General features: G+C 67.8%; 18 protein-coding genes and 2 pseudogenes. 17 read left to right on the plus strand and 3 right to left on the minus strand.

Annotated elements, in window-relative coordinates; all coding sequences use genetic code 11:
• The first annotated feature begins 94 nt into the window (after positions 1 to 94).
• The 11 genes from GKS42_RS20795 (at position 95) to GKS42_RS20845 (ending at position 11,809) form a co-directional block, all read left to right on the plus strand.
• Positions 95 to 1,339 carry a DegT/DnrJ/EryC1/StrS family aminotransferase gene (locus GKS42_RS20795; RefSeq protein WP_154795560.1) on the plus strand — a complete coding sequence of 415 codons (1,245 nt, stop codon included), beginning with the start codon at positions 95 to 97 and terminating at the stop codon, positions 1,337 to 1,339.
• Positions 1,336 to 1,953 (plus strand): sugar transferase, encoded by a 618-nt coding sequence (locus tag GKS42_RS20800; RefSeq protein WP_154795561.1) that lies wholly within the window; start codon positions 1,336 to 1,338, stop codon positions 1,951 to 1,953. Before GKS42_RS20795 ends, GKS42_RS20800 begins: the two co-directional genes overlap by 4 nt.
• Entirely contained in the window at positions 1,946 to 2,590 is a 645-nt protein-coding gene (locus GKS42_RS20805) for an acetyltransferase (RefSeq protein WP_168217927.1), read from the plus strand. Before GKS42_RS20800 ends, GKS42_RS20805 begins: the two co-directional genes overlap by 8 nt.
• A 77-nt stretch (positions 2,591 to 2,667) precedes the next feature.
• On the plus strand, positions 2,668 to 3,864 hold the full coding sequence (locus GKS42_RS20810) for a lipopolysaccharide biosynthesis protein (RefSeq protein WP_168217928.1): 1,197 nt from the start codon (positions 2,668 to 2,670) through the stop codon (positions 3,862 to 3,864).
• Between the two features lie 100 nt (positions 3,865 to 3,964).
• A complete protein-coding gene (locus GKS42_RS20815; RefSeq protein ID WP_168217929.1) occupies positions 3,965 to 5,119 on the plus strand; it encodes an O-antigen ligase family protein in 1,155 nt (384 codons plus the stop codon).
• Entirely contained in the window at positions 5,109 to 6,269 is a 1,161-nt protein-coding gene (locus tag GKS42_RS20820; RefSeq protein WP_168217930.1) for a glycosyltransferase, read from the plus strand. The genes GKS42_RS20815 and GKS42_RS20820 overlap by 11 nt, the downstream gene beginning before the upstream one ends.
• Before the next feature lie 146 nt (positions 6,270 to 6,415).
• A complete protein-coding gene (locus tag GKS42_RS20825; RefSeq protein ID WP_154795566.1) occupies positions 6,416 to 7,180 on the plus strand; it encodes a D-glucuronyl C5-epimerase family protein in 765 nt (254 codons plus the stop codon).
• Between the two features lie 256 nt (positions 7,181 to 7,436).
• Positions 7,437 to 8,213, plus strand: coding sequence for a glycosyltransferase (locus tag GKS42_RS20830; protein WP_154795567.1), 777 nt, complete (start codon positions 7,437 to 7,439; stop codon positions 8,211 to 8,213).
• On the plus strand, positions 8,210 to 9,427 hold the full coding sequence (locus GKS42_RS20835) for a glycosyltransferase family 4 protein (RefSeq protein ID WP_154795568.1): 1,218 nt from the start codon (positions 8,210 to 8,212) through the stop codon (positions 9,425 to 9,427). Before GKS42_RS20830 ends, GKS42_RS20835 begins: the two co-directional genes overlap by 4 nt.
• Positions 9,428 to 9,606: 179 nt before the next feature.
• Positions 9,607 to 11,190 carry a tyrosine-protein kinase domain-containing protein gene (locus GKS42_RS20840; protein WP_168217931.1) on the plus strand — a complete coding sequence of 528 codons (1,584 nt, stop codon included), beginning with the start codon at positions 9,607 to 9,609 and terminating at the stop codon, positions 11,188 to 11,190.
• Positions 11,191 to 11,230: 40 nt separating this feature from the next.
• Positions 11,231 to 11,809 (plus strand): arsenate reductase/protein-tyrosine-phosphatase family protein, encoded by a 579-nt coding sequence (locus GKS42_RS20845; protein WP_154795570.1) that lies wholly within the window; start codon positions 11,231 to 11,233, stop codon positions 11,807 to 11,809.
• Between the two features lie 6 nt (positions 11,810 to 11,815).
• On the opposite strand, the gene GKS42_RS20850 is transcribed toward GKS42_RS20845, so the two are convergent.
• Positions 11,816 to 12,769 (minus strand): beta propeller repeat protein, encoded by a 954-nt coding sequence (locus GKS42_RS20850; RefSeq protein ID WP_154795571.1) that lies wholly within the window; start codon positions 12,767 to 12,769, stop codon positions 11,816 to 11,818.
• A gap of 190 nt (positions 12,770 to 12,959) precedes the next feature.
• Here GKS42_RS20850 and GKS42_RS26065 point away from each other — a divergent pair, with 190 nt between their 5' ends.
• From GKS42_RS26065 to GKS42_RS20860, 3 genes are all read left to right on the plus strand, one after another.
• Positions 12,960 to 13,130 (plus strand): hypothetical protein, encoded by a 171-nt coding sequence (locus tag GKS42_RS26065; protein ID WP_168217932.1) that lies wholly within the window; start codon positions 12,960 to 12,962, stop codon positions 13,128 to 13,130.
• Between the two features lie 79 nt (positions 13,131 to 13,209).
• The gene (locus GKS42_RS20855) at positions 13,210 to 15,486 is read left to right on the plus strand and encodes a helicase-associated domain-containing protein (protein WP_154795572.1); all 2,277 of its coding nucleotides are present in this window, start codon (positions 13,210 to 13,212) and stop codon (positions 15,484 to 15,486) included.
• Between the two features lie 89 nt (positions 15,487 to 15,575).
• Complete coding sequence (locus GKS42_RS20860) at positions 15,576 to 16,898, plus strand: UDP-glucose dehydrogenase family protein (protein WP_154795573.1); 1,323 nt, start codon at positions 15,576 to 15,578, stop codon at positions 16,896 to 16,898.
• Positions 16,899 to 16,922: 24 nt separating this feature from the next.
• On the opposite strand, the gene GKS42_RS20865 is transcribed toward GKS42_RS20860, so the two are convergent.
• Both GKS42_RS20865 and mgrA read right to left on the minus strand, forming a co-directional pair.
• Positions 16,923 to 18,128, minus strand: a complete 1,206-nt coding sequence (locus tag GKS42_RS20865; RefSeq protein WP_154795574.1) for a serine hydrolase domain-containing protein — start codon at positions 18,126 to 18,128, stop codon at positions 16,923 to 16,925.
• A gap of 170 nt (positions 18,129 to 18,298) precedes the next feature.
• Complete coding sequence (gene mgrA, locus GKS42_RS20870) at positions 18,299 to 19,342, minus strand: L-glyceraldehyde 3-phosphate reductase (protein ID WP_154795575.1); 1,044 nt, start codon at positions 19,340 to 19,342, stop codon at positions 18,299 to 18,301.
• Between the two features lie 168 nt (positions 19,343 to 19,510).
• Between mgrA and GKS42_RS26725 the strand changes: the two are divergent.
• The 3 genes and pseudogenes from GKS42_RS26725 to GKS42_RS26630 all read left to right on the plus strand — a co-directional run.
• Positions 19,511 to 19,771 (plus strand): annotated as a pseudogene (locus GKS42_RS26725) (FAD-binding protein); the annotation flags it as partial.
• A pseudogene (locus GKS42_RS27055) lies at positions 19,653 to 19,964 on the plus strand (hypothetical protein); the annotation flags it as partial. The pseudogenes GKS42_RS26725 and GKS42_RS27055, both read left to right, overlap by 119 nt.
• Positions 19,965 to 19,994: 30 nt before the next feature.
• Entirely contained in the window at positions 19,995 to 20,879 is an 885-nt protein-coding gene (locus GKS42_RS26630; RefSeq protein ID WP_232848127.1) for an FAD-binding oxidoreductase, read from the plus strand.
• Positions 20,880 to 20,888: the final 9 nt, after the last annotated feature.

Consider the following 20,888-nt stretch of genomic DNA (forward strand, 5'->3'; position numbering starts at 1 on the left):
GGTAGCCTGAAAATGTGGGCTCCGCTCCGCATCCACCACCAGATGAGGGACAACGAACTTCCGGGACTCTAGAGGGTAAGGAGCACAACTTCCGATGCACGCGACTGCCGATGCACGCGACGCCGAGACCCCCGCCCCCGAGCGAGACGCCTCACGGTCGCTCCGGCCAGGGTCGAGCGATGTGAGCGCCCGCATCCACCTGTCGTCACCCGACATCGGCGCGGAGGAGGAGGAAGCGGTCCTCAGCGCACTCCGGTCAGGCTGGATCGCGCCGGTCGGGCCACATGTCGACAAGTTCGAGAGCGACCTCGCCGCGCTCACCGAGAGAAGGCACGCCGTCGCGCTGTCCTCCGGGACCGCCGCGCTCCACTTGGGACTACTCACCCTCGACGTCGAGGAAGGGGACTCGGTCATCACTTCGACATTGACGTTCGCCGCAACGGCAAACGCGATTGTGTACACGCGTGCCCGGCCAGTGTTCGTGGACGCCGACAGTACGGGGAATATGAATCCTGCGCTGCTCCGACTTGCGGTCGAGGACCAGGAGTATCGTGGCCGACGGGTGGCCGCAATCCTGCCTGTTGACCTATTTGGCAAGATGGCCGACCACGAATCGATCGGCAACATCGCGAACGAGTTCGCGATTCCCGTGCTTACCGACGCAGCGGAATCCTTGGGTGCATCGAGAGATGGCCAACCTGCAGGTTCGACCGGTACTGCCGCCGCGGTGTCATTCAATGGCAACAAGATAATCACGACGTCTGGTGGCGGAGCGTTGCTCACCGATGATCTCGGAATTGCACAGCGTGCTCGCTATCTCGCAACTCAGGCGCGGCAGCCCACTCGACACTACGAACACGTCGACATCGGATACAACTACCGCCTCTCGAACCTGCTCGCCGCACTGGGAAGTAGCCAACTGCTACGACTGCCAGAGATGATAGATCGGCGTCGAGCGCACCGCCTGATGTATCGCAAGATGTTCAGCGAAGTCCCCGGAGTGAGCGTCTTCGGTGGACTCGACGGTTCAGAGGGCAGTGGATCCACTCGCGACAACTTTTGGCTCACATCAATCATCGTGGACGCCGAAGTCGCGGGCTGGAGCGCCGACCAGCTCATCACGCACTTGGAGCGCGCCAACATCGAGGCTCGCCCGATCTGGAAGCCGATGCACCTCCAACCCATATTCGCAAGCAGCGACTGCTACGTCGACGGCACCAGCGATTCATTCTTCGAATGCGGACTCTCCCTACCCAGCGGCTCGTCGCTCGGACCGGCCGACACTCAACGGATCCGGGCAGCGATCATGGAATTTCTGGAAGGCGGCCCGGGAAAATGAGAACCGGGCTCTACGCACCAATAAAGCGCTTCGGGGATATTATCCTGTCCGCACTGGCTCTGGTCCTGACCGCACCAATACAACTCGTCGTCGCTTGCCTCCTCGTGACAACCCAAGGACGCCCAGTACTCTTCAGGCAGCTACGACCGGGGCTCGCCGAACAGGAATTCACGATCGTCAAGTTCCGAACCATGCGCGACCCGGTGTATGAGAAGGAACCTGACGCGCTCAGGATCACACGAACCGGCCGATTCCTGCGCGAAACCAGCCTTGACGAGTTGCCAACTTTCTACAACGTCCTCGCCGGACATATGAGTATCGTTGGGCCGCGCCCGCTTCTGCCTGAGTATCTACCGCTATACACTGAGGATCAGCGACGTCGGCACGAGGTTCGGCCAGGAATCACCGGAATTGCCCAACTGGCCGGCCGTAACTCCGTGCCATGGGCGAGACGGCTGGAACTTGACGTGGAGTACGTCGAGCGGATGTCGGTACTCCTCGACGCGTCCATAGCGGTGCGGACCCTGCACCTCGTCATTCGTCGACGAGGCGTCGCCGAACCTGGGCATGCTACCTCGAGCCGTTTCGACGAAGGGCCACGCACCCATGCCTGACGGAACCGTCGTCTTCGGGGCCTCTGGATTCGGCCGGGAAGCTATCGACGTGATCCTCGACATCCGGACCGCTGACCCTATGGCATTGCCACCGCTCCTCGGTGTGATGGACGATCGACCGACCCAAGAGGGTCTCGAGAAGCTCGCCGTCCTCGGTGTGCGATACCTCGGCCCCATCGCCCGATGGTCGGAGTACCAGGGCACTGCGAACTATGTCGTCGGCATCGGTGACCCTCGGACTCGGTATGACGTGGTTTCACGGACAGATCCGTCTTCCGAGAGCGCGGCGACAATCGTGCATCCATCGGCAACCGTCGGCCATGCGACGCGCTTGGGCCGCGGGGTCATCGTGTGCGCCGGTGTGCAGATCTCGAACAACGTGACGCTCGGCGACCACGTCCACATGAACCCGAATTCCACGGTGGGCCACGATGCCCGCGTCCTCGATTTTGTCTCCATCAATCCCGGAGCAGTCATCTCCGGCGACTGTCTCATAAGCGATCGAGTGCTTATCGGGGCCAACGCCACCGTGCTTCAGGGCCTCGCGGTCGGCGCGGAGGCGATCGTGGGCGCCGCAGCGTGCGTCGTACGTGACGTCGCGGCAGGACGCACGGTCAAGGGCGTACCCGCCGCATGAAACGTCCGAGTTCTCTCCGCCGCTCCACCGCCTCGCCCGCCAGTGCGCGAGACTCTGCCGAAGGTTCAACCGCATCCTTGAGCACCGCACACGCCATCGGGTTGGTCACGATCTCCCGCTTCGGGACACTCGGCGTCTCCCTTATCGGCGGCGTCCTCTTGGCTCGGTCCCTCGATGTGCCGGCTCGTGGCGTCCTGTCTGTTTCGATCACGCTGGTCTCCCTCCTGGCATCGGTGGGAGCTGCCGGCCTCGAGACGGCCGCCCTACGGTCTGCCGGCGGTAGTGACGGCGCCACCGTGCTCTACACATCGATCAGGCGCACGGCGGTCGTCGCAGGCGTATGCGTGCCTGTCGCGCTCGTGCTGCTTGCGTTCCAAGTGCCCTTCGCCGGCCTCCAACCACTGGAGGTCGCAATAGCGGTTGCCACCATTCCTCTCGTCGTCCTGAGCCAACTCCTCAGCAACTGCCTCCTTGGCATGAGGCGCTACCACATCTGGACCATCTCCACCGTCGGAACGGTCACAGCCTATGTAGTTGGCATCGCGGGCCTGACGATCGCCGGCGTCACTTCGCTGGGCCCCTACCTCACGGCTTTCACCCTCGGCTACGTGTTCAGTGCGATCGTGCTCTTGGGCTCCCTGCGGGGCAGGGCGCATCGACAATCCCGCGACGCTGCTGCCAGGCTCGCCACCAGCGCCAGGCGCATGACCGCAATCACGCTCTTGCAGATGCTTTTCCTTCGCATCCACGCGCCACTCGTTCAAGCTCTTGGATCCAGCGGGGCTGCTGGACTCCTCGCGGTTGCGACTCCACTAGTCGATGCCCTCCTCTTCCTTCCGGTCGCTGCCGGACTCGTACTTCTCCCTCGCTATTCTGCGCAGAACAGCGCCCCCGCAAGGCCCCTACGGGACGCGCTCCGAGTCTCTCTCATCACGGCATTCGGAGCCCTCGCACTTGGTCTAATCGCACCTATCGTCGTGCCGTTCCTCTACGGGGCGGACTATGCAGAAGCCTCGACACTCGTCCAACTGATGCTTCCTGGAGCCATTGCATTCGCGTTCGCACGAGTGCTCCAGAGCCACCTATTGGCCGTCGAGAGCTACGGCACGCTCGTACTCGGCAGCCTGCTCGCCGTCATATTGTCAGTGGTCGCGCAACTCATCCTGTCGCCACACCTCGGTGCCCCGGGTGCTGCGATCGCCATCGCTGTCGGTTACATCACGATGACCGTCACGTTCTGTGTCGGATACGCACGGAGACCCCAGCATGCTTGATTCGGACGCACGTCGACGGGGTGGCAGCCACAACCGGACTAGGGCGACTTGGCGTAAGAATCAGCCCGAGAGCCCGAGCTCCGAGTCACCACCATCCCAGGTGTGGGCCATCGCCGTGCTGGCAGCGACCGTATTCACGACACCGTTCGCGGGCGCGTTCAGCGCTCTTACCTACATCGGCCTCCCGATGCTCGGTGTTGGGGTCCTTCTCGACGCCCTACGTCGGAGGAACACGACGGGACATCCGCCGAGTCCGGGTCCAGTGTTGTTGTCAACGTGGCTCGCCTTCACCACGCTCGTGACAGCTCTTTTCTCGGACCAAGCCGAGCTTGCCCCGCTGGCTCTGGTGGGTCTGGTTGCACTTACGGGCTGCCTAGCAGCCAGTTACTACCGGTCGGCGGGCGACCTCCGTCTCGTCGAGTCGACAATACTTGTGACGTCGTCAGTCACGGCGATTGCCTTCATTTCTTTTGCAGGCCCGCGAGTCTTTGGCGGGGAAACCAACTCCTGGACCCTCATCTATGAGAACTCCACCTGGATCAACTCCAATACACTCGGCCTGGTATTCGCCATCGCAATTGGAGCGGGCGTCGGACGCTGCCTGCGAGCCGATCGACGCCGCCTCCTACCAGTTCTCGCCATCGCACTCTGCACGGCTGCCCTCGCGTTGACATTCTCGCGGAGCGCATATCTCGCCGGGGGCGCAATCCTGCTGCTCGTACTCGTCGGTAAGCGCAAATCCTTCCTCCTGCTCCTGCCCGTTCTCCTGGTTGGTTACGCCAACCTTCCAATGGCGGTCCAAGATCGTGTCACCTACACCACTTCGGGCGCCGGCGGGCTGGATCCTTCGTCCTCGGTCAGGCTTGAGTTATGGGAGGCTGCGCTCGCTATAGCTCGTGACAACCCAGTGCTTGGCGTTGGCTTCCACTCGATTCGCCCCGCGCTCACCGACTATGGCGCACCCGAGGGGCTCGCATTTCCCCACAACACCTATTTGACCCTTCTGCTGGGAACCGGTGCGATCACGTTCGCCATCGTGATGGTCTGGGTAGGTCGATATTTTGCTCGTCTTGTGCGGCAGTCCCATCGAGATCCCACGGGTCCAGTTTGGACCCGCCTACTTCCATTGACAGCCGCACTGGTTTGCTCATTCTTCGGCGAGCCGCTTCTTAGCCCGATCCCGACGGTCATGCTCGTCGCACTGTTGACAGCTCCATTTGCGAGAACCGCTTCCGGGAGGCCCAGTGACGTATAGAATTCTCCAGATCAGTGGAACTGCGACCGGTGGCGGATGGTTCGTCGACCAAGTCTCGGAGTTGGCGAGAAGGGGCCACCAGGTCGAAACCGTTGTTACCGGCGACGGCCCACTGAAGGATCGCCTCGAGACGCTTGGAGTCAAGGTACATGTGATCCCATTCCGAGGATATCGTCCAGGCGAATTGTGGCGCGTTTGGCGAGCATATCGGCACTTGGCGAAATTGATCCGTGACGGAGAGTTCGACGTCGTGCACGCTCATCTGTACAAGACAATTATCGTGTGCCGGACGATTCTGCGTGGACGGGCACGCCCTGCGTTGATATCGCAGGTGGCCGGGACGGTCCATCTGCAAAGTCCAGTGCTCTCGGCGATCGATCGTGCCACGATGCGTTGGGATACGACACTCGTGGCATCGTGTACGGATTTTGCGGAGACTTACCAGAGACTCGGTGCGCGCAATGTCCGTACGAATTTCTACGGATGCCACACGGATGCCTTTACTCCCTCGGACAGCCCCTCACCCTTTCGTGAAGAGTTCTCCTTGGGCATATCCGACATTGGTGTCGGCATGGTCGCACACATGTATCCAACCACCCTGCGCGCGTTCCAAACTGTCGGCGTCAAAGGACACGAGACATTCATCGATGCGGCCGCCATCCTCGCAGAACGCTACGACAGCTTGAGATTCTTTGTCGTCGGGGACGAGTTCAGCGGGGACGGCAGTTATCGCCGCACACTGCAGCAACGTGCGGATAAACTCGTGTCGACGGACAGACTTCAATTCTTGGGACATCGGACCGACATGCGAAACGTCCTTTCAGGCCTCGACATTCTGAGCAACCCATCCCTCAGCGAGTCCGCTTCGTATACGATGATCGAGGCTGCGCTGATGGAGAAGCCCGTTGTCGCGACCCGTGTCGGAGGGCTGAAGGACACTGTGCTGGACGGACGAACCGGTCGACTCGTAGACCCAGCGGACGCCTCCCAGTTGGCCGAGGCCATCGGCATGTTGATCGAGGACGCTAACCTGCGGCGTGAGTTCGGAAGGACGGGCCGGCGACATGTCCTCGGGCTCTTCGACATTCACGCGACGGTCGACGTTCTTGAGGAGATCTATGCGGACACCATCGACGGAGTCCGCCCGTGACGAGGCGGTGGCCGCGCCTCTTGCTGAAGGCTGCGAGGGGGACTCGAGGTCGGAGCTATCCACTCTTTCCCCGCGAGACCTGGACAACGCAATACCCGCTGGACTGGCGCGGCCTGGCGGCACCGACTGATGCCCACGGTGCAGTGATGGTGGGTCAGGACGACGGCAAGCCCTGGCTTCATCCTGTTGCGACCAGCTTCGCCCTGCTTGCGCGGCTTCAGGCCAATCCAGAGCCTTCGGACGGCACGATCATCGAGGCATCAGTCCGCAGTCTCATCGGCGCCCAGCAGTCAGATGGTTCGTGGCGCTACCCGGTCGCCGTGCCGAGGTACGGAGCACGCCCAGGATGGTCCTCCGGTATGGCCCAGGGACTCGCGATCTCTGCATTGACGCGGTCGCTCGCGGTGGTCGCGGATCCCACGCTCGCCGTCACGATCGAAGCCAGTGTCCGTCGCGCGCACGATCACCTGATGCTGCCGACAACCGCGGGCGGTTGCTCGATCCTTGACGCTGCAGGAGCACCGTTCTTCGAGGAGTGCCCGGTCGAGCCGGTTCCCTACATCCTGAATGGCGCCTGCTTCGCACTGATCGGACTCTGGGACTTCGAGCGGGCCTTCGGAGGAGAGGCTGGCGCCCAAGCGGCGCGCCGGCTGTCTGCCCTACTGCCCGCATGGGATCTGGGGTACTGGTCACGCTACGACCTCCTATCGGGCGCCCCAAGTTCACCTGATTACCACAGTCTGCATGTTTCATTGCTGCGGATTCTCGCCGCCCTCTACGCCGAGGACTTCGCCGAGTACGAAGCCCGCTTCAGGCGGTACCGCATGTCACGACCTCGCAGATGGAAGGCGTTGGCCGTGCTCGCTGTTGAGCGGTTGGTCGTGCCAGTCGAGGTACGGCATGGGACGTGACATGCGGACAGTTCGGCTGGTCGCGCCGCGCCGATCACCACATACACACACCTGGATGGGTGCATTCAGGTCACGCGGTTGGGAGCCTGAGCTCGTCTCGTTGACCACAGACGGCCGTGCCGTGTCTTGGTGGTTGCTTCCTTGGCGCGCACTCAGCGCCCGATTCAGTCCGAGACCGGCAGTAACCGTGTTCCAGTCCATGGGCGCCCACGGTCTCCTGGGTGCACTCCTACCGCGGTCTCGGCGGAGCGTTGTCGTGCCTTGGGGTAGCGAGGTTCAGGCGGCTCGACGGTCGCGGTGGCGCTCCTGGATCGGCGGCTTCATTCTCCGGCGGGCCGACGTCGCCCTGGTGACGTCGCACGATATGGCGGAGACGCTGCGGACTCTCTGGTCGGCGTCGGCTCCTGAGATCATCGTCATCTCGTGGGGCGTTTCCGAAGCCGCGCTGCGGCGGCATGACCACGCAGCGGCGCGGCACGCTGTTGAGCTAGCAACGACCGCCGACCACGGAGCGACCGTCGTGCTAGCCCCACGCGGGGTCGGCAGCGTCTATCGCCATCACGTTGTCCTCGAGGCATTCCGGCGAGCGCGCCGGACGAGGCGCGATCTCCACCTAATCGTGATCGACACCAGAGGAACGGACGTCACCGACTACGAATCGACCGACACCGATGGAGTCACCATCCTCCCCATGCAGCCGCGGTCGGAATTTCACACACTCCTCGCCGGAGTTGACTGCGTCGTCTCGATCCCCGCCGCCGACCAGCGCTCAACTGCCGTCCTCGAAGCGATCGCCATTGGTGCGCGCGTACTTCTGAGTGACATTGCGGTGTACAGAGAGCTTCTGGTCGATGGCGCCGATGTCGACATCCTCGGAGAACCGGTCCTAGAAGCCCTGACCCTTGCCTTTCGCTCACTCAAGCCGATGCCACCCGCTGCACGGGAGGCGAACCAACTGTGGGCCCGTACCCATGAACGAGAGTCGATCCAGTTCGATCAGATCGTGATGGCGTGCACCAAGGGCGTCCGATGAAGATCGCCCTCGTCAACCAGTACGTGGTTCCGCCCGGCGCAGGTGGCGGCTCCCGCCACTTGGACCTTGCGCGAGAATGGGCGGCGGCAGGCGACTCGGTAGAAATCGTCGCAGGTTCGTTCAACCACTTCGCACAGGAGACTCGTCAGCGGCACCGTCGCACATTCTCAGTACGCGATGGCGTTCGCATCCACCCGCTCTGGACACCGGGCTACCGTGGGAATGGCCCGCGCCGGGTTGTGGACATGGCGTGGTTCGGTGCACGTTCGGCGCTGCGTCGCCGATCCCTGAGCGACGTTGACATCGTGATCGGATCCTCGCCTCACCCGTTGGCGGCCTGCGCGGCCGCGATCGTCGCGAGGCGCTTGGACGTTCCATTCATCTACGAGGTTCGCGACCTTTGGCCGGAGACTCTGATCGACCTCGGATCTTTACAACGCGAAGGGGTCGTCGCCCGCTCGCTCTTCGCGATCGAGGCATGGCTCGTGCGCACGGCCGCAGTCACGGTAGGGGTTCCCCCTCTCATGCGGTCGTACCTGGACTCGCGGGACCTCCACCCGCGCCGGTACGTGCACATCCCAAACGGTGCCGTGCTATCGGACGAGATCTCCAGCGACCGACATCATCGAGCCTCGCGACTGATCGAGGATCTGGTTGCCAGAGGAAGAACGGTCTTCGTCTACGCGGGTTCGCTCGGTCGAGCGAACGGCGTCGAGGCGGCTCTCGTGGCAGCCACTCGGCTTGAGTCCCACGGCGCCGACCTCGTTGTGCTGGGGGACGGACCGGAACGTCGCGACCTTGAGGAACTCGTGGCGAAGTCGGGTTCCACGAATGTCCATTTCACCGGCCAAGTGCCCAAGCCGGTCGCCATTGCATGCATGAACGCGGCCAGCGCTTGCATCTTCCACCTTCTCGATGCGCCGGTCTTCAAGTACGGGCTCAGTCCGAACAAGCTCATCGATTACCTCGCGGCTGGACGCCCGCTGATTTACGCCGGACCCGATGTCGAGAATCCGGGCACCCTGTCCGGCGCGTGCGTGGTAGCACGACCGGGCGACGCCGGATCGATCGCCGAGGCGATGCGATCGATCATCTCGATGCCCACCGAGGTCCGCGAGGCGTTGGGGACCAAGGCCCGCGACCATGCGATTCGGGAGCATTCAATTTCGACTCTGGCGGTTCGATACCGTGCCGTCCTGAAGCAATGTGTATGAAGGGTGGAGCAGCACCAGTCCATCACCGGGGCCATCTTCCTCGAGGACATCGAACCGTCACGGCACCAGCCTGCACGGTGCGCGCGACCCACACACCGTAGTATGGGCGGACGTGTCATCCGGCCGGGGTGATGTCATGGCCGGTTGGCTGGATGCAACCCAGTGGGCTTGGAGAATTCGTGGATCTGCGGGACTACCTGACACTGATCCGAAAGCGTTGGATAGGTGTCGCGATCGTGACGCTCGCTGTTCTCGCCGTCACGTCGATCGTCACCGTCCTGTCCCCGACGAACTACACCGCTCGGACTACCATCTTCTTCGCAGTCCAAGGGGGTGGATCCGTGAGCGACCTGGTGCAGGGCTCCACGTATGCCGAGAAGCAGGTGCAGTCGTATGCCGAGGTGGCCGTCGCTCCCATCGTCCTCGCCCCGGTGATCGACGAACTCGGGCTGAACACCACTGTCGGCGCGCTCGCCCAGCAGGTCACGGCAACAGTTCCGGCCGGAACGGTCATCATCGAGATCTCCGTGGTCGATGAGAACCCCAGTCGAGCCGCCGACATCGCCAACGCCATCGGCTCAGAACTCTCTGTTGCAGTCGCCGCACTGTCGCCGAGCGGACCGGATGGCGTCGAATCGGTCCGTGCAACCACGATCTCCTCAGCTACCGTACCTGCCGCCCCAAGTTCACCCAACGTCCCACGGAACCTGCTGCTGGGAACGCTTCTTGGTGCCGCTCTCGGAGTCGGGCTCGCGATCCTCCGGGAGGTCATGAACACGAAGGTCCGAACGGAGGAGGATGTGTCGCGGGTCACAGATGCCTCGATCGTCGCCACGATCGGCTTCGACAGCGACGCATCGGCCCATCCACTCATCGTTCAGGCCGATCCGCACTCGGCCAGGGCGGAGGCATACCGTCGACTGCGCACGAACCTCCAGTTCCTGGACATCGCAGATCGCTCGCATTCCATTGTCATCACTTCGTCCCTACCGGGCGAGGGCAAGTCGACCACGTCCATCAACCTCGCCATCGCATTGGCGGAGGCCGGCACACGAGTCCTGTTGGTCGACGCAGACCTTCGGCGACCACAGGTGGCGAAGTACATGCAACTCGAAGGTCGGGTCGGGCTGACAACAGTCCTCATCGGTCGCGCTCAGCTCGCTGACGTGGTTCAGCCATGGGGCGCGGGGAATTTGCATGTCCTCCCCTCCGGCCGCGTGCCACCGAACCCCAGCGAACTACTGGGTTCAAGTGCGATGGAAACCCTCATGGAGTCAGCCGCTCAGGATTACGACGTGATTCTTCTCGATGCGCCACCCCTGCTCCCCGTAACAGACAGTGCAGTTCTTGCTGGCAAAGCGGGTGGAGCGCTCGTCGTGATCGGAAGCGACGAGTTGCACCTGAGCCAACTCGAAGATTCTCTCGAGTCACTGGAAGCAGTCGACACCCGCCTACTGGGTTTGGTGCTGAACAAGGTGCGCAAAATGCACGCTGGAAACTACGTCGAATACGACTACAGGTCCACCTATGCGTCACATGCGACACGTGGAACGCGAGCGAAGGGCCATAGGAGGCGAGGCAACCCGCGGCGGGCGCCCGAACTGGAATCCTCACCTCGGACCACGCACCCTGTCGACGTCCGGGAACCACAATCCGTCGCCAGTGGCTCACACACCACGGGTATTTCCGGAGCCCAGGCACCACCGACGATCCCCCCTCGGCGCGCCGGCACCGACGGTAGACGTGGCACGAGCCAGCGCTAGCCCAGATGTCGACCGCGGCACTCAACCGAGGCATACCGAAATGACGAGTCCCGAGCACTTTCCTTTCGCCGTCCTCGTGATGTGCACCGGCAACATCTGCCGGTCCCCCGCCGTCGAACGGCTCCTCACCGCCAGGCTCGACGCGAGTGTCTACGTGCGCAGCGCAGGCACTCACGCGATGGTGGGTGAGCCGATATCCGCTCCGATGCGACCACTCATCGGGGCCGCCGGGGCCAACCCCGACCATTTCGCAGCGCGGCAGGTGACCGAGACGACCGTCCGGCAGGCGGATCTCGTGCTGACCATGACGCGTGAGCATCGGGGCGCGGCCGTGGACCTGTGGCCGGGGGCCGTGCGCCGCACCTTCACGCTGCGGGAGTATGCCCGGGCGCTCGGGTTCATCGACCTGAGCGAGGTTCCCGCCGGGTTGAGCCAGGGTCAGCGCCTGGCGGCGGTGACGCCGATGGCCGCGGTGATGCGGGGCCAGGGCCAGCCTCACGACCCGAAGGACGATGACGTGATCGACCCCTACCGGGAGTCGCCCGAGGTGTACCGGCAGTCGTTCGAGCAGTTCGAACCCGCGGTCCGGACGATCGTCAGGATCGCCCGCGGCGATTGACGGCGGTCACCAAGTGGCGCCGGCGTCGCTCGAGACCAGCACCTGCTCGCCGGCCCACAGCCAGGCGGCGCCCTCGTTGAGCGCGAGCGCCACCGCGCCCGGCTGGGCGTCCGGCACCGGTGCGCACCCGGCCGCATCGCTGAGCCCCGCACCGTCACCGGTGACGAACCGGACCGCGACCCCGTCGCACCCGTCCTCCAGCGAGGCGAACAGGTAGCCGGGGTTGCTGGCGTCACTGCTGACCTGAGGGGCAAGTGCCACTGCCCCGGTCAGGCTGCCCACCGCCGCCCAGGTCGCGCCCGCGTCACCGGTCAGGTGCACGGCGCCGTCCGTGCACAGCACGGCTGCTTGGGTGTTGGTCAGGCCGGCCACATCCACGACCTGCGTGGCGCACGGCACGGCAGTGCCGCCGGGGCCGTGGACGGCATTGCGGTCCGCAGGCTCGAGGTACCAGGCGCCGGGGAGTTCGTTGTCCTGGCTCTCCCATTCTGTCCCGGCGGAGCTCGTGATCGTGAAGGACGGTGCGCAGTCCCCGGAGCCGCCGATCGCGAACGCGGTCGTCTCGTCCAGCGCCTTGAGCCGGACGACGGGAGCAAGGCCCGGATCGGCGCTCGCCCAGGTCTGGCCACCGTCGCCGCTGAACTCCACCAAGCCCGGCGTCTCACAGTCGCCCACCATGGCCCGCCATCCGATCTCCGCGGAGGCGATCGTGAGGAGCCGGACCGCCGGGACCGGTTCGACCGGCGCGGCGACGGTCGGCCCCTGCTCGGGCGCAGCAGCTGTCGTCGAGGGAGCCGGCTCCGGCGCGGTGGTGGTCGGCTCGGGCTCGGTCGGCGGGATGTACGGGTCCGCGGCCGGCGGCGTCTGCGGCCGGAACAGGAACGCGATCAGGATCACGTTCAGGACCACGAGTGCGGCCAGGCCGAGCGCGGCCAGCCGGTTCTCCTGGAGCCATCGCATGATTGTGGATCCTAGGTGAGAGCGGCGCGCGTCCGCCCGCGGGGCGAGTTCCATCACCCGCCCGCATGCGGCTGGCTGCCGGGGTGAGGACGGAACCTCACCCACCCTTCACCCGCCGTATCGCGCGACGCGGGATCGCCTTGGGGAAGTCTGGGACCCGTTCCCGCACCCGACACCGAGGTCGTCCGTCATGAGCACCAGCGCCAGGATCCGTCACCGCAGGGTCCCGGTCCCCAGCAGCCCACAGCTCGAGCGCGATCGCGCCGAGGCCGGGCCTGCGGACACCCCGGCGGACCAGCGCCAGCAGGCCGGGCCCGCGACCACGAAGACGGGACCTGCACCGGCGTTGCGACCCCGCTGACCCGTCCGGGATCCCCGAGCGCGGCACTCACAGGCCGACGGGAACCGTCCGCCCAGGGTTGGCCCGTAGAATTGTGCGGATGACCACCCGCCCGAACGCCGCCGGTCAGCCCGCCGACGGCGACACCCTCGCGGCGGCCCTGCGCGGATGGGACGACGCCCGCCTGCTGAACCTCCTGACGGAGCGCCCGGACCTGGCCAGCCCGGCGCCGAGTTCGGTGACCGCGATGATCACCCGAGCGGGCTCCCGGGCCTCGGTCAGCCGCGCCCTGGCTCACCTCGACGCTCCGACGCTGACGGTCGCCGAGGCCCTCGTGGTCGCCGATGAACCTGCCGGTGTCCCCGTGGCCCGGCTCGCTGCCCTGCTCGGCACGGACGTGACCGGCTACCTGCAGCGTCTGCTCGACGTCGCGCTGGCCACCGGCGACCTCGACGGCGCCCGGCCCGTGCCCGCCCTCGCGGAGGCGATCGGCCCGCACCCGCTGGGCCTCGGCCCGAGCCTGAGCGACCTGCCGGTCAACCTCGCCGACGGCTGGCCGACCACCAACCGGGCGCTCACCGCCGTGCTCGCGAAGGCACCGCCCGGGCCGGTCCGGATGCTCGAGGCACTGACCTGGGGCCCGCCGCTGGGCACCGTGACCAACGACATCCCGCCGGCGGCCCGGTGGCTGCTCGACGCGCACGTGCTGTACCGGATCGCGCCGACCCAGCTGGTCCTGCCGCGGGAGGTGGCGCTCGCCGCCCGGGGTGGCCGTCTGGTCCGCGAGCTGCGCACCGAGCCTCCCCTACCCGAGGCGACCAGCCGCCCGCCGGCGACGGTCGCCGCCGAGACGGTGCGCGTCGCCGAGGAGGCGATGCACGCCGTCGGGCTGGTCCTGGACGCCTGGACGAAGGACCCGCCGGCAGTCCTGCGCTCGGGCGGCCTGGGCGTGCGGGACCTGCGCCAGGTCGCGAGCGCGCTCGAGGCGACGAGCGCCCGGGCCGCGTTCATGGTGGAGCTCGCCGGGATGCTCGGTCTGCTCGGGCACTTCCACGACGTGGACGGCAGCGTCTGGGCGCCGGTCGCCGAGGCCGAGGACTGGCGCGAGGAGCCCATGCCGACCAGGTGGGCGCGGACCGTGCGGGCCTGGCTGGACTCGCCGCGGACCCCGTGGCTGGCGGGTTCCCGCACGGACAAGGGCGTGCTCCGCTCAGCCCTGGAGCCGGACCTGGAGCGCGCCTGGGCATCCCCGCTGCGGCGGCGGGTGCTGGAGTCGGTGCGTGCCTGGCCGGAGCACGCCGCCCCGGACGCGGCGGCCGTCCACGCGCACGTCGCCTGGCACACGGCCAGGGCGGCGCCGCCGCTGAGTGCCGTGCAGGCGATCCTCGACGAGGCCGCCACGCTCGGCCTGACCGGCGCGGGCGCCCTCGGCGAGTCCACCCGGCTGCTCCTCGACGGCGCCGGCGAGAGCGCGCTGGCGACCGCGTTCGCGCGGGACCTGCCGCCGTCGGTCGACGAGATCTTCGTGCAGGGTGACCTGAGCGGCATCGTGCCCGGCCGGCCCAGTGCCACGCTGGCGGCCCTGCTCGCGACGAGCGCCGACGTCGAGAGCCGTGGCGCCGCGCTGACCGTGCGGTTCACCGCAACCTCGATCCGGCGGGCCCTCGATTCCGGGCTCACGGCGCAGGCGCTGCTCGACCGGCTGCGGGAGGTCTCCCGCACCCCGTTGCCGCAGCCCCTGGAGTATCTGATCGCGGACACGGCCCGTACGCACGGACAGGTGCGCGTCGGCTCCGCGCGAGCGTTCCTGCGCTCCGAGGACGCCCGCGCCCTGACGGCGGTGCTCGCCGACGCCCGGCTGGCGCACCTGGGGCTGCGGCTGATCGCCCCGACTGTGCTGGCCGCGCAGGCGAGCGCGCACGACGTCGCGGACGCCCTGCGCGCGGCGGGCGGCGCCCCGCTCCTCGAGGGCGCCGACGGCGAACTGCTGGTGCTCTCCTCCCGCGCCGTACGCGCGGCCCGGCCGGTCGCGGGCTCGACAACGCCGAGCCCGACGGCGGTGCCGCTCGCCGAGGTGGTGGCCGGCATGCACGCCGGGGAGGAGCGGGCCCGGCGGCTACTCACCGAACGCGCCGCCCAGCCCGACCTCACCGATCCCGGCCGGTCGGTCGACCTGCTCCGTGCCGCCGCGGCGCACGGCACGGACGTGGACCTGGTGATGGCCGGCCCGAGCGGGCGCACCGAGCGGCGACGAGTCCGCCCGGTGAGTGTGGACGGTGGCCGGGTGCGGGTGCGCGACCTGAGCCGGGACTCCGAGATCACCGTTGCGGTGCACCGGATCGCGGCGGTACGACCGGTCGGCCCGGCCCCGAACTGAGCGGTTGCCGCTCCGAACCGGCCCGGCGGCTCCAGCCGTTCCGACCGATACGGCGGCCAGCGCGGTTGACCCGACCTAGGATGGCGATCATGCATATTTCGGTGATCGGTTGTGGCTACCTCGGGGCCGTCCACGCAACCTGTATGGCAGAGCTCGGACATGACGTGGTGGGGATCGACGTCGACGCCGGCAAGGTCGACCTCCTCAACAGCGGCAAGGCGCCGTTCCACGAGCCAGGGTTCGACGAGCTCCTCGCGCGTCAGGTCAGCGGCGGGCGGCTGCGTTTCTCCACCGACTACGCCGATGTGCGCGGCGCGCAGGTGCACTTCATCGCGGTCGGCACGCCGCAGTCCGACGAGGGCTACGCCGCGGACATGACCTACGTGGACGCGGCAGTCGCGGGCCTCATCCCGCACCTGGTCGAGCACCCGGACGGGCCGACCCTGGTGGTCGGCAAGTCCACGGTCCCAGTCGGCACCGCCGCGCGGCTCGCCGCCCAGGTCGGCGGCTCCCCCGCACACCTGGTCTGGAACCCCGAGTTCCTGCGCGAGGGCTTCGCCGTGCAGGACACGCTCACCCCGGACCGCATCATCTACGGGCTCCCCGGCGACCCGGACGCCGCCGAGGCCTCCGGCGCGGTGCTCGACGCCGTGTACGCATCGATGCTGGCTGCGGGCATCCCGCGGCTGACGGCGGACTACGCCACCGCGGAGCTGGTGAAGGTGGCCGCCAACTCGTTCCTGGCCACGAAGATCTCGTTCATCAACGCGATGGCCGAGCTGTGCGAGGCCACCGGCGCGGACGTCACCGTGCTGGCCGAGGCGATCGGGCACGACGACCGGATCGGCCCGAAGTTCCTGCGCGCCGGGGTCGGCTTCGGCGGCGGGTGCCTGCCCAAGGACATCCGGGCGTTCATGGCCCGCGCCGGCGAGCTCGGCGTGGACCAGGCCCTGACGTTCCTGCGCGAGGTGGACACCATCAACACCCGGCGCCGCACGGCCGCCGTCGAACTCGCGCACCGCCTCCTCGGTGGCACGTTCAGCGGGAAGCGGGTCGCCGTGCTCGGTGCCGCGTTCAAGCCCGACTCCGACGACATGCGCAACTCCCCCGCCCTGGACATCGCGAACGCCATCGCCGGCCAGGGCGCCCGGGTGATCATCACCGACCCGGCCGCCGGACCGAAGCTCGCCAAGTCCCGGCCGGACATGGACGTGGCCGCGGACGCGTTCGAGGCGGCGAAGGACGCGGACCTGGTGCTCCTGCTCACCGAGTGGCGCCAGTTCCGCGACCTCGACCCGGCCGAGCTGCGCGAGGTGGTCGCCTCCCCGCAGATCATCGACGGGCGCAACGTCCTCGACCCGGCCGCCTGGCGGGCCACCGGGTGGACCTACCACGGGGTGGGCCGCCCGTAACGGGCTCGACCCCACGCGGCGGGCTCAGGTCATCGGCACCGACTCGGCGAGCACCGTCCAGAATGCGTCGATGACCGCCGTCGGGACCGGGGCCGCCCACGCCTCGTTCGTGAGCAGGACCGCGCTCAGCCCGCGCGCGGTGTCGTTGCGCCAGGCGGACCCGAGGCCACCGTCCCAGCCGTAACTGCCCACGACCGACGGCGTCGGCGTCAGCGCGACGCCGACGCCCAGGCCCCACCCCGTGCTCCCGTCCGGGCTCGGGCTGTTGGCGGCGAGCTGGGCCTTCGTGAGCCGGTTCGTCGTCATCGCGGCGACGCTGCCCGGCAGGAGCACCCGGGTCCCGCCGCAGGCGCCGCCGTCGCGGAGCATCGCGCCGAACGCCAGCAGGTCCTCGACCGTCGAGACGAGCCCGGCGTCGCCGCCCTCGAAGGCCGGCGGCGAGGCCCACTGCCCGTCCGGGGGGTCGTAGACGCCGGCGAACCCGGTCTCGGGATCGGGCGGCCAGAAGCAGGCACCGAACCGCTCGGACTGCTCCGCCGGAACGCTGAAGCCGGTGTCCCGCATGCCGAGCGGCCCGAGCACCCGGTCGGCCAGCACGCTGCCCAGGGAGGTCCCGGTGGCCCGGCTGATCAGGACCCCGAGCACCTCCGCGCCGGTGTTGTACAGCCACCGCTCCCCCGGTTGGTGCCGCAGCGGGAACGTACCGAGCAGCGCAAGCCACTCGTCGGCCGGCAGGTGTTGCTGCGGCGCCGGTGGGCCGGCGGACAACCCGGCCTCGGTCATCGCCTCGTCCAACGGTGTCGGTGTGCCCATCGTGGTGAAGTCCATCCCGTGCCCGAGCCGGAACGAGAGCACGTCCTCGACCGTGATCGGGCGCCTCGCGGGCTCGGTCTCCTCGAGCGGGCCGTCGGGTCGGACCAGCACGCGGCGGTCCGCGAGCTCGGGAAGGAGGTCGTCGACCGGTGCGTCGAGCGCAAGGGTGCCGTCCTCCACCAGGGCGAGCGCGGCGACGGCGGTGACCGGCTTGGTCACGGAACTGATCCGGTAGACGGTGTCGGCCGCCGTCGACCGGGTGTGCCCGGCGTCAAGGTGACCGAGTGCGCCGACCTGGCGCTCGCCGTCGACGTCGATGCCCCAGGTGAGCCCGGGTGGGCTGCCGCCCTCGACGATCGGGGTGAGCGTGGTGGTCAGTGCCTCGGCGGCGCGGTCTGCCATGGTGCGATTGCTCATCGGTGCCCTTCCGGTGGAGTGCACCCAGACAGACCCGCCGCCGGGCCGGAATTCATCGCTGCTGCCCCGTGCGGCCTCCCCCTCCCGGGTGGCCCTCCTACGGTTGCGCGACGATGCCGCGGTGGTCGAGACGTCCGCCGTCCCGCCAGGGCTGATGGGTTCGGGCGCGCTCAGCCCTTGCGTGAGGACGACCAGAGGTCGACCGGCGAGTCGGGCTGCTTCGCGCCGAGCACGGCCTCGATCGCCTCGAGCTCATCGCCGGAGAACTCGAGGTTGTCGAGTGCGCCGAGGCTGTCCTCCAGCTGGCCGACGCTGCTGGCCCCGATGAGCACCGAGGTCACCCGCTCGTCGCGCAGGCCCCAGGCGAGTGCGAGCTGGGCCAGGCTCTGCCCGCGACCCGACGCGATCTCGTTGAGCGCGCGGATCTTGGCGAGCGCCTGCTCCGTGAGCTGATCCGGGTTCAGCGACTTGTGCTGGCTGGCGCGCGACCCCTCGGGGATACCGCCCAGGTACTTGTTCGTGAGCATGCCCTGGGCGAGCGGGGAGAACGCGATGCACCCGGCGCCGACGTCCTCGAGGGCGTCCAGCAGTCCCTCGGTCTCGACCCACCGGTTCAGCATCGAGTAGGACGGCTGGTGGATCAGCAGCGGGGTGCCGAGGTCGGCAAGGATCTGCGCGGCGCGGCGGGTGTCCTCGGGCGAGTAGGACGAGATCCCGGCATAGAGCGCCTTGCCCTGCTGCACCGCGGTGTGCAGGGCGCCCATCGTCTCCTCGAGCGGCGTGGTCGGGTCGAAGCGGTGCGAGTAGAAGATGTCGACGTACTCCAGGCCCATCCGGGTCAGGGACTGGTCCAGGCTGGCGAGCACGTACTTGCGTGAGCCGCCGCCCTGCCCGTACGGGCCCGGCCACATGTCGTAGCCCGCCTTGGAGGAGATGACCAGCTCGTCGCGGAACGGCCGGAAGTCCGCGGCGAGGTGGCGGCCGAAGTTGGCCTCCGCGGAGCCGTACGGCGGGCCGTAGTTGTTCGCGAGGTCGAAATGGGTGACGCCGAGGTCGAACGCACGGCGCAGGATGGCTCGCTGCCGCTCCATCGGCACGTCGTCGCCGAAGTTGTGCCAGAGGCCGAGGGAGATCGCGGGCAGGTCCAGGCCGCTGCGGCCCACTCGGCGGTAGGTGGCGTCGTCGTAGCGGTTCGGCTCAGGGGTGTAGGTCATCGTTCCTTCTTCGGTGAAGCTGGGCATGGAATCGCCGAGCGCGGACGTGCCGGGTCCGCCGGTGTCCGGTCGTGTACCAACCGTAGTACCGGTCACATTCCGCTACCGCTCGTCGTCCTCCAGATGAACCGCCGTCCGGCGGTGTCATCGCAGAGGAAGGAACAACCCATGACGTCAGCTCTGGACGCCTTGCGTCAGGACTTCATCGGAACGGTCATCGAGCCGGGCACGCCGGCCTACGACGGCGCCCGTCGCACGGCACTGGCCTTCGGCACTCCCGACGTGGTGCTGCGCCCGGCGGGCACGTCCGATGTGCGACGCGCCATCAGGTTCGCCGCCGCGGAACGGATACCGCTCGCGGTACGCGGGGGCGGGCACGCGTTCGCCGGGTTCGGCACCCTCGACGCCGGCGCGGTCCTCGACCTCTCGAACCTCGCGGACGTCGAGGTCGACGCGGAGACGGGACGGGTGCGCGTCGGCGGCGGCGCCACGTGGGCCCAGGGTCACGACCGCCCTCGCACCGCACGACCTTGTCATCTCCTCCGGGGACACCTCGAGCGTTGGGGTCGGCGGTCTGACGCTCTCCGGCGGCATCGGCTGGCTGGTCCGGGAGCACGGGCTGACCCTGGACAGCCTCGTCGCGGCCGAGATCGTGACCGCGGACGCGGCGGTCCGCACCGTGGACGCCGACCGGCATCCCGAACTGTTCTGGGCACTGCGGGGCGGTGGCGGGAACTTCGGGGTCGTGACGTCCTTCGAGTTCCAGGCACGGCCAGGGGCTGGTCTCCGGTTCGGGCGGATCGCGTTCCCGGCCGACGAGGTGGGCGCCGTGCTGCCCGGCTGGGCGGACGTCATGCGGGCGGCGCCGCACGAGCTGACCTCGATCGTGAACCTCGCCAACCCGTTCGGGGGAGGCCGTGAGGCGCCGGTGGAGGTGGTGGTCGCGGTCCACGGTGAGGACGCGAGCGCGGCCGACCGGGTCCTCGAGCCCATCCGCCGGCTCGGCACGATCGTCGCCGACGACGTCAACCAGCACCGGTACTCGGACATCCTCGTCGACGGCGCGATGCTCCCGCCGGGCCTGCGCATCTCGGCGAGCAACGCCTTCGTCGCCCGGGGCGGGGCGAGGGCGGCGATGGAGATCCTCGCTGGCCGGGCGCGGGACGAGGCACCGCCCGCGATCGCTGTGCGCAGTCTCGGCGGTGCGATGTCGCAGGTTCCGCCGGACGCCACGGCGTTCGGCCACCGGTCGGCGGAGTTCCTGGTCGTCATCGCGGCCGCCGGCCCGGAGGCGGTCGTCGGCGCGGCCATCGGCCGCATCCGGGACATCTGGCGGGAGCTCGGTCCGCACGTCGACGGGGCCTACGCGAACTTCCTCGACACGGCGACCGCCGCCGACGTCGAGGCGGTGTACCCGCCGCAGACGCTCCGCCGACTGCGCGGGATCAAGCGGACGTACGACCCGGGGAACGTGTTCGCCGGCAACCACAACGTCACGCCGGCACTGGCGAACACCGCCGAACCGGCACTGCGGTAGCGTCGATGA

Origin of the sequence: Occultella kanbiaonis (assembly GCF_009708215.1) — a bacterium.
In the GTDB taxonomy this organism is placed as follows: Bacteria; Actinomycetota; Actinomycetes; order Actinomycetales; family Beutenbergiaceae; genus Occultella; species Occultella kanbiaonis.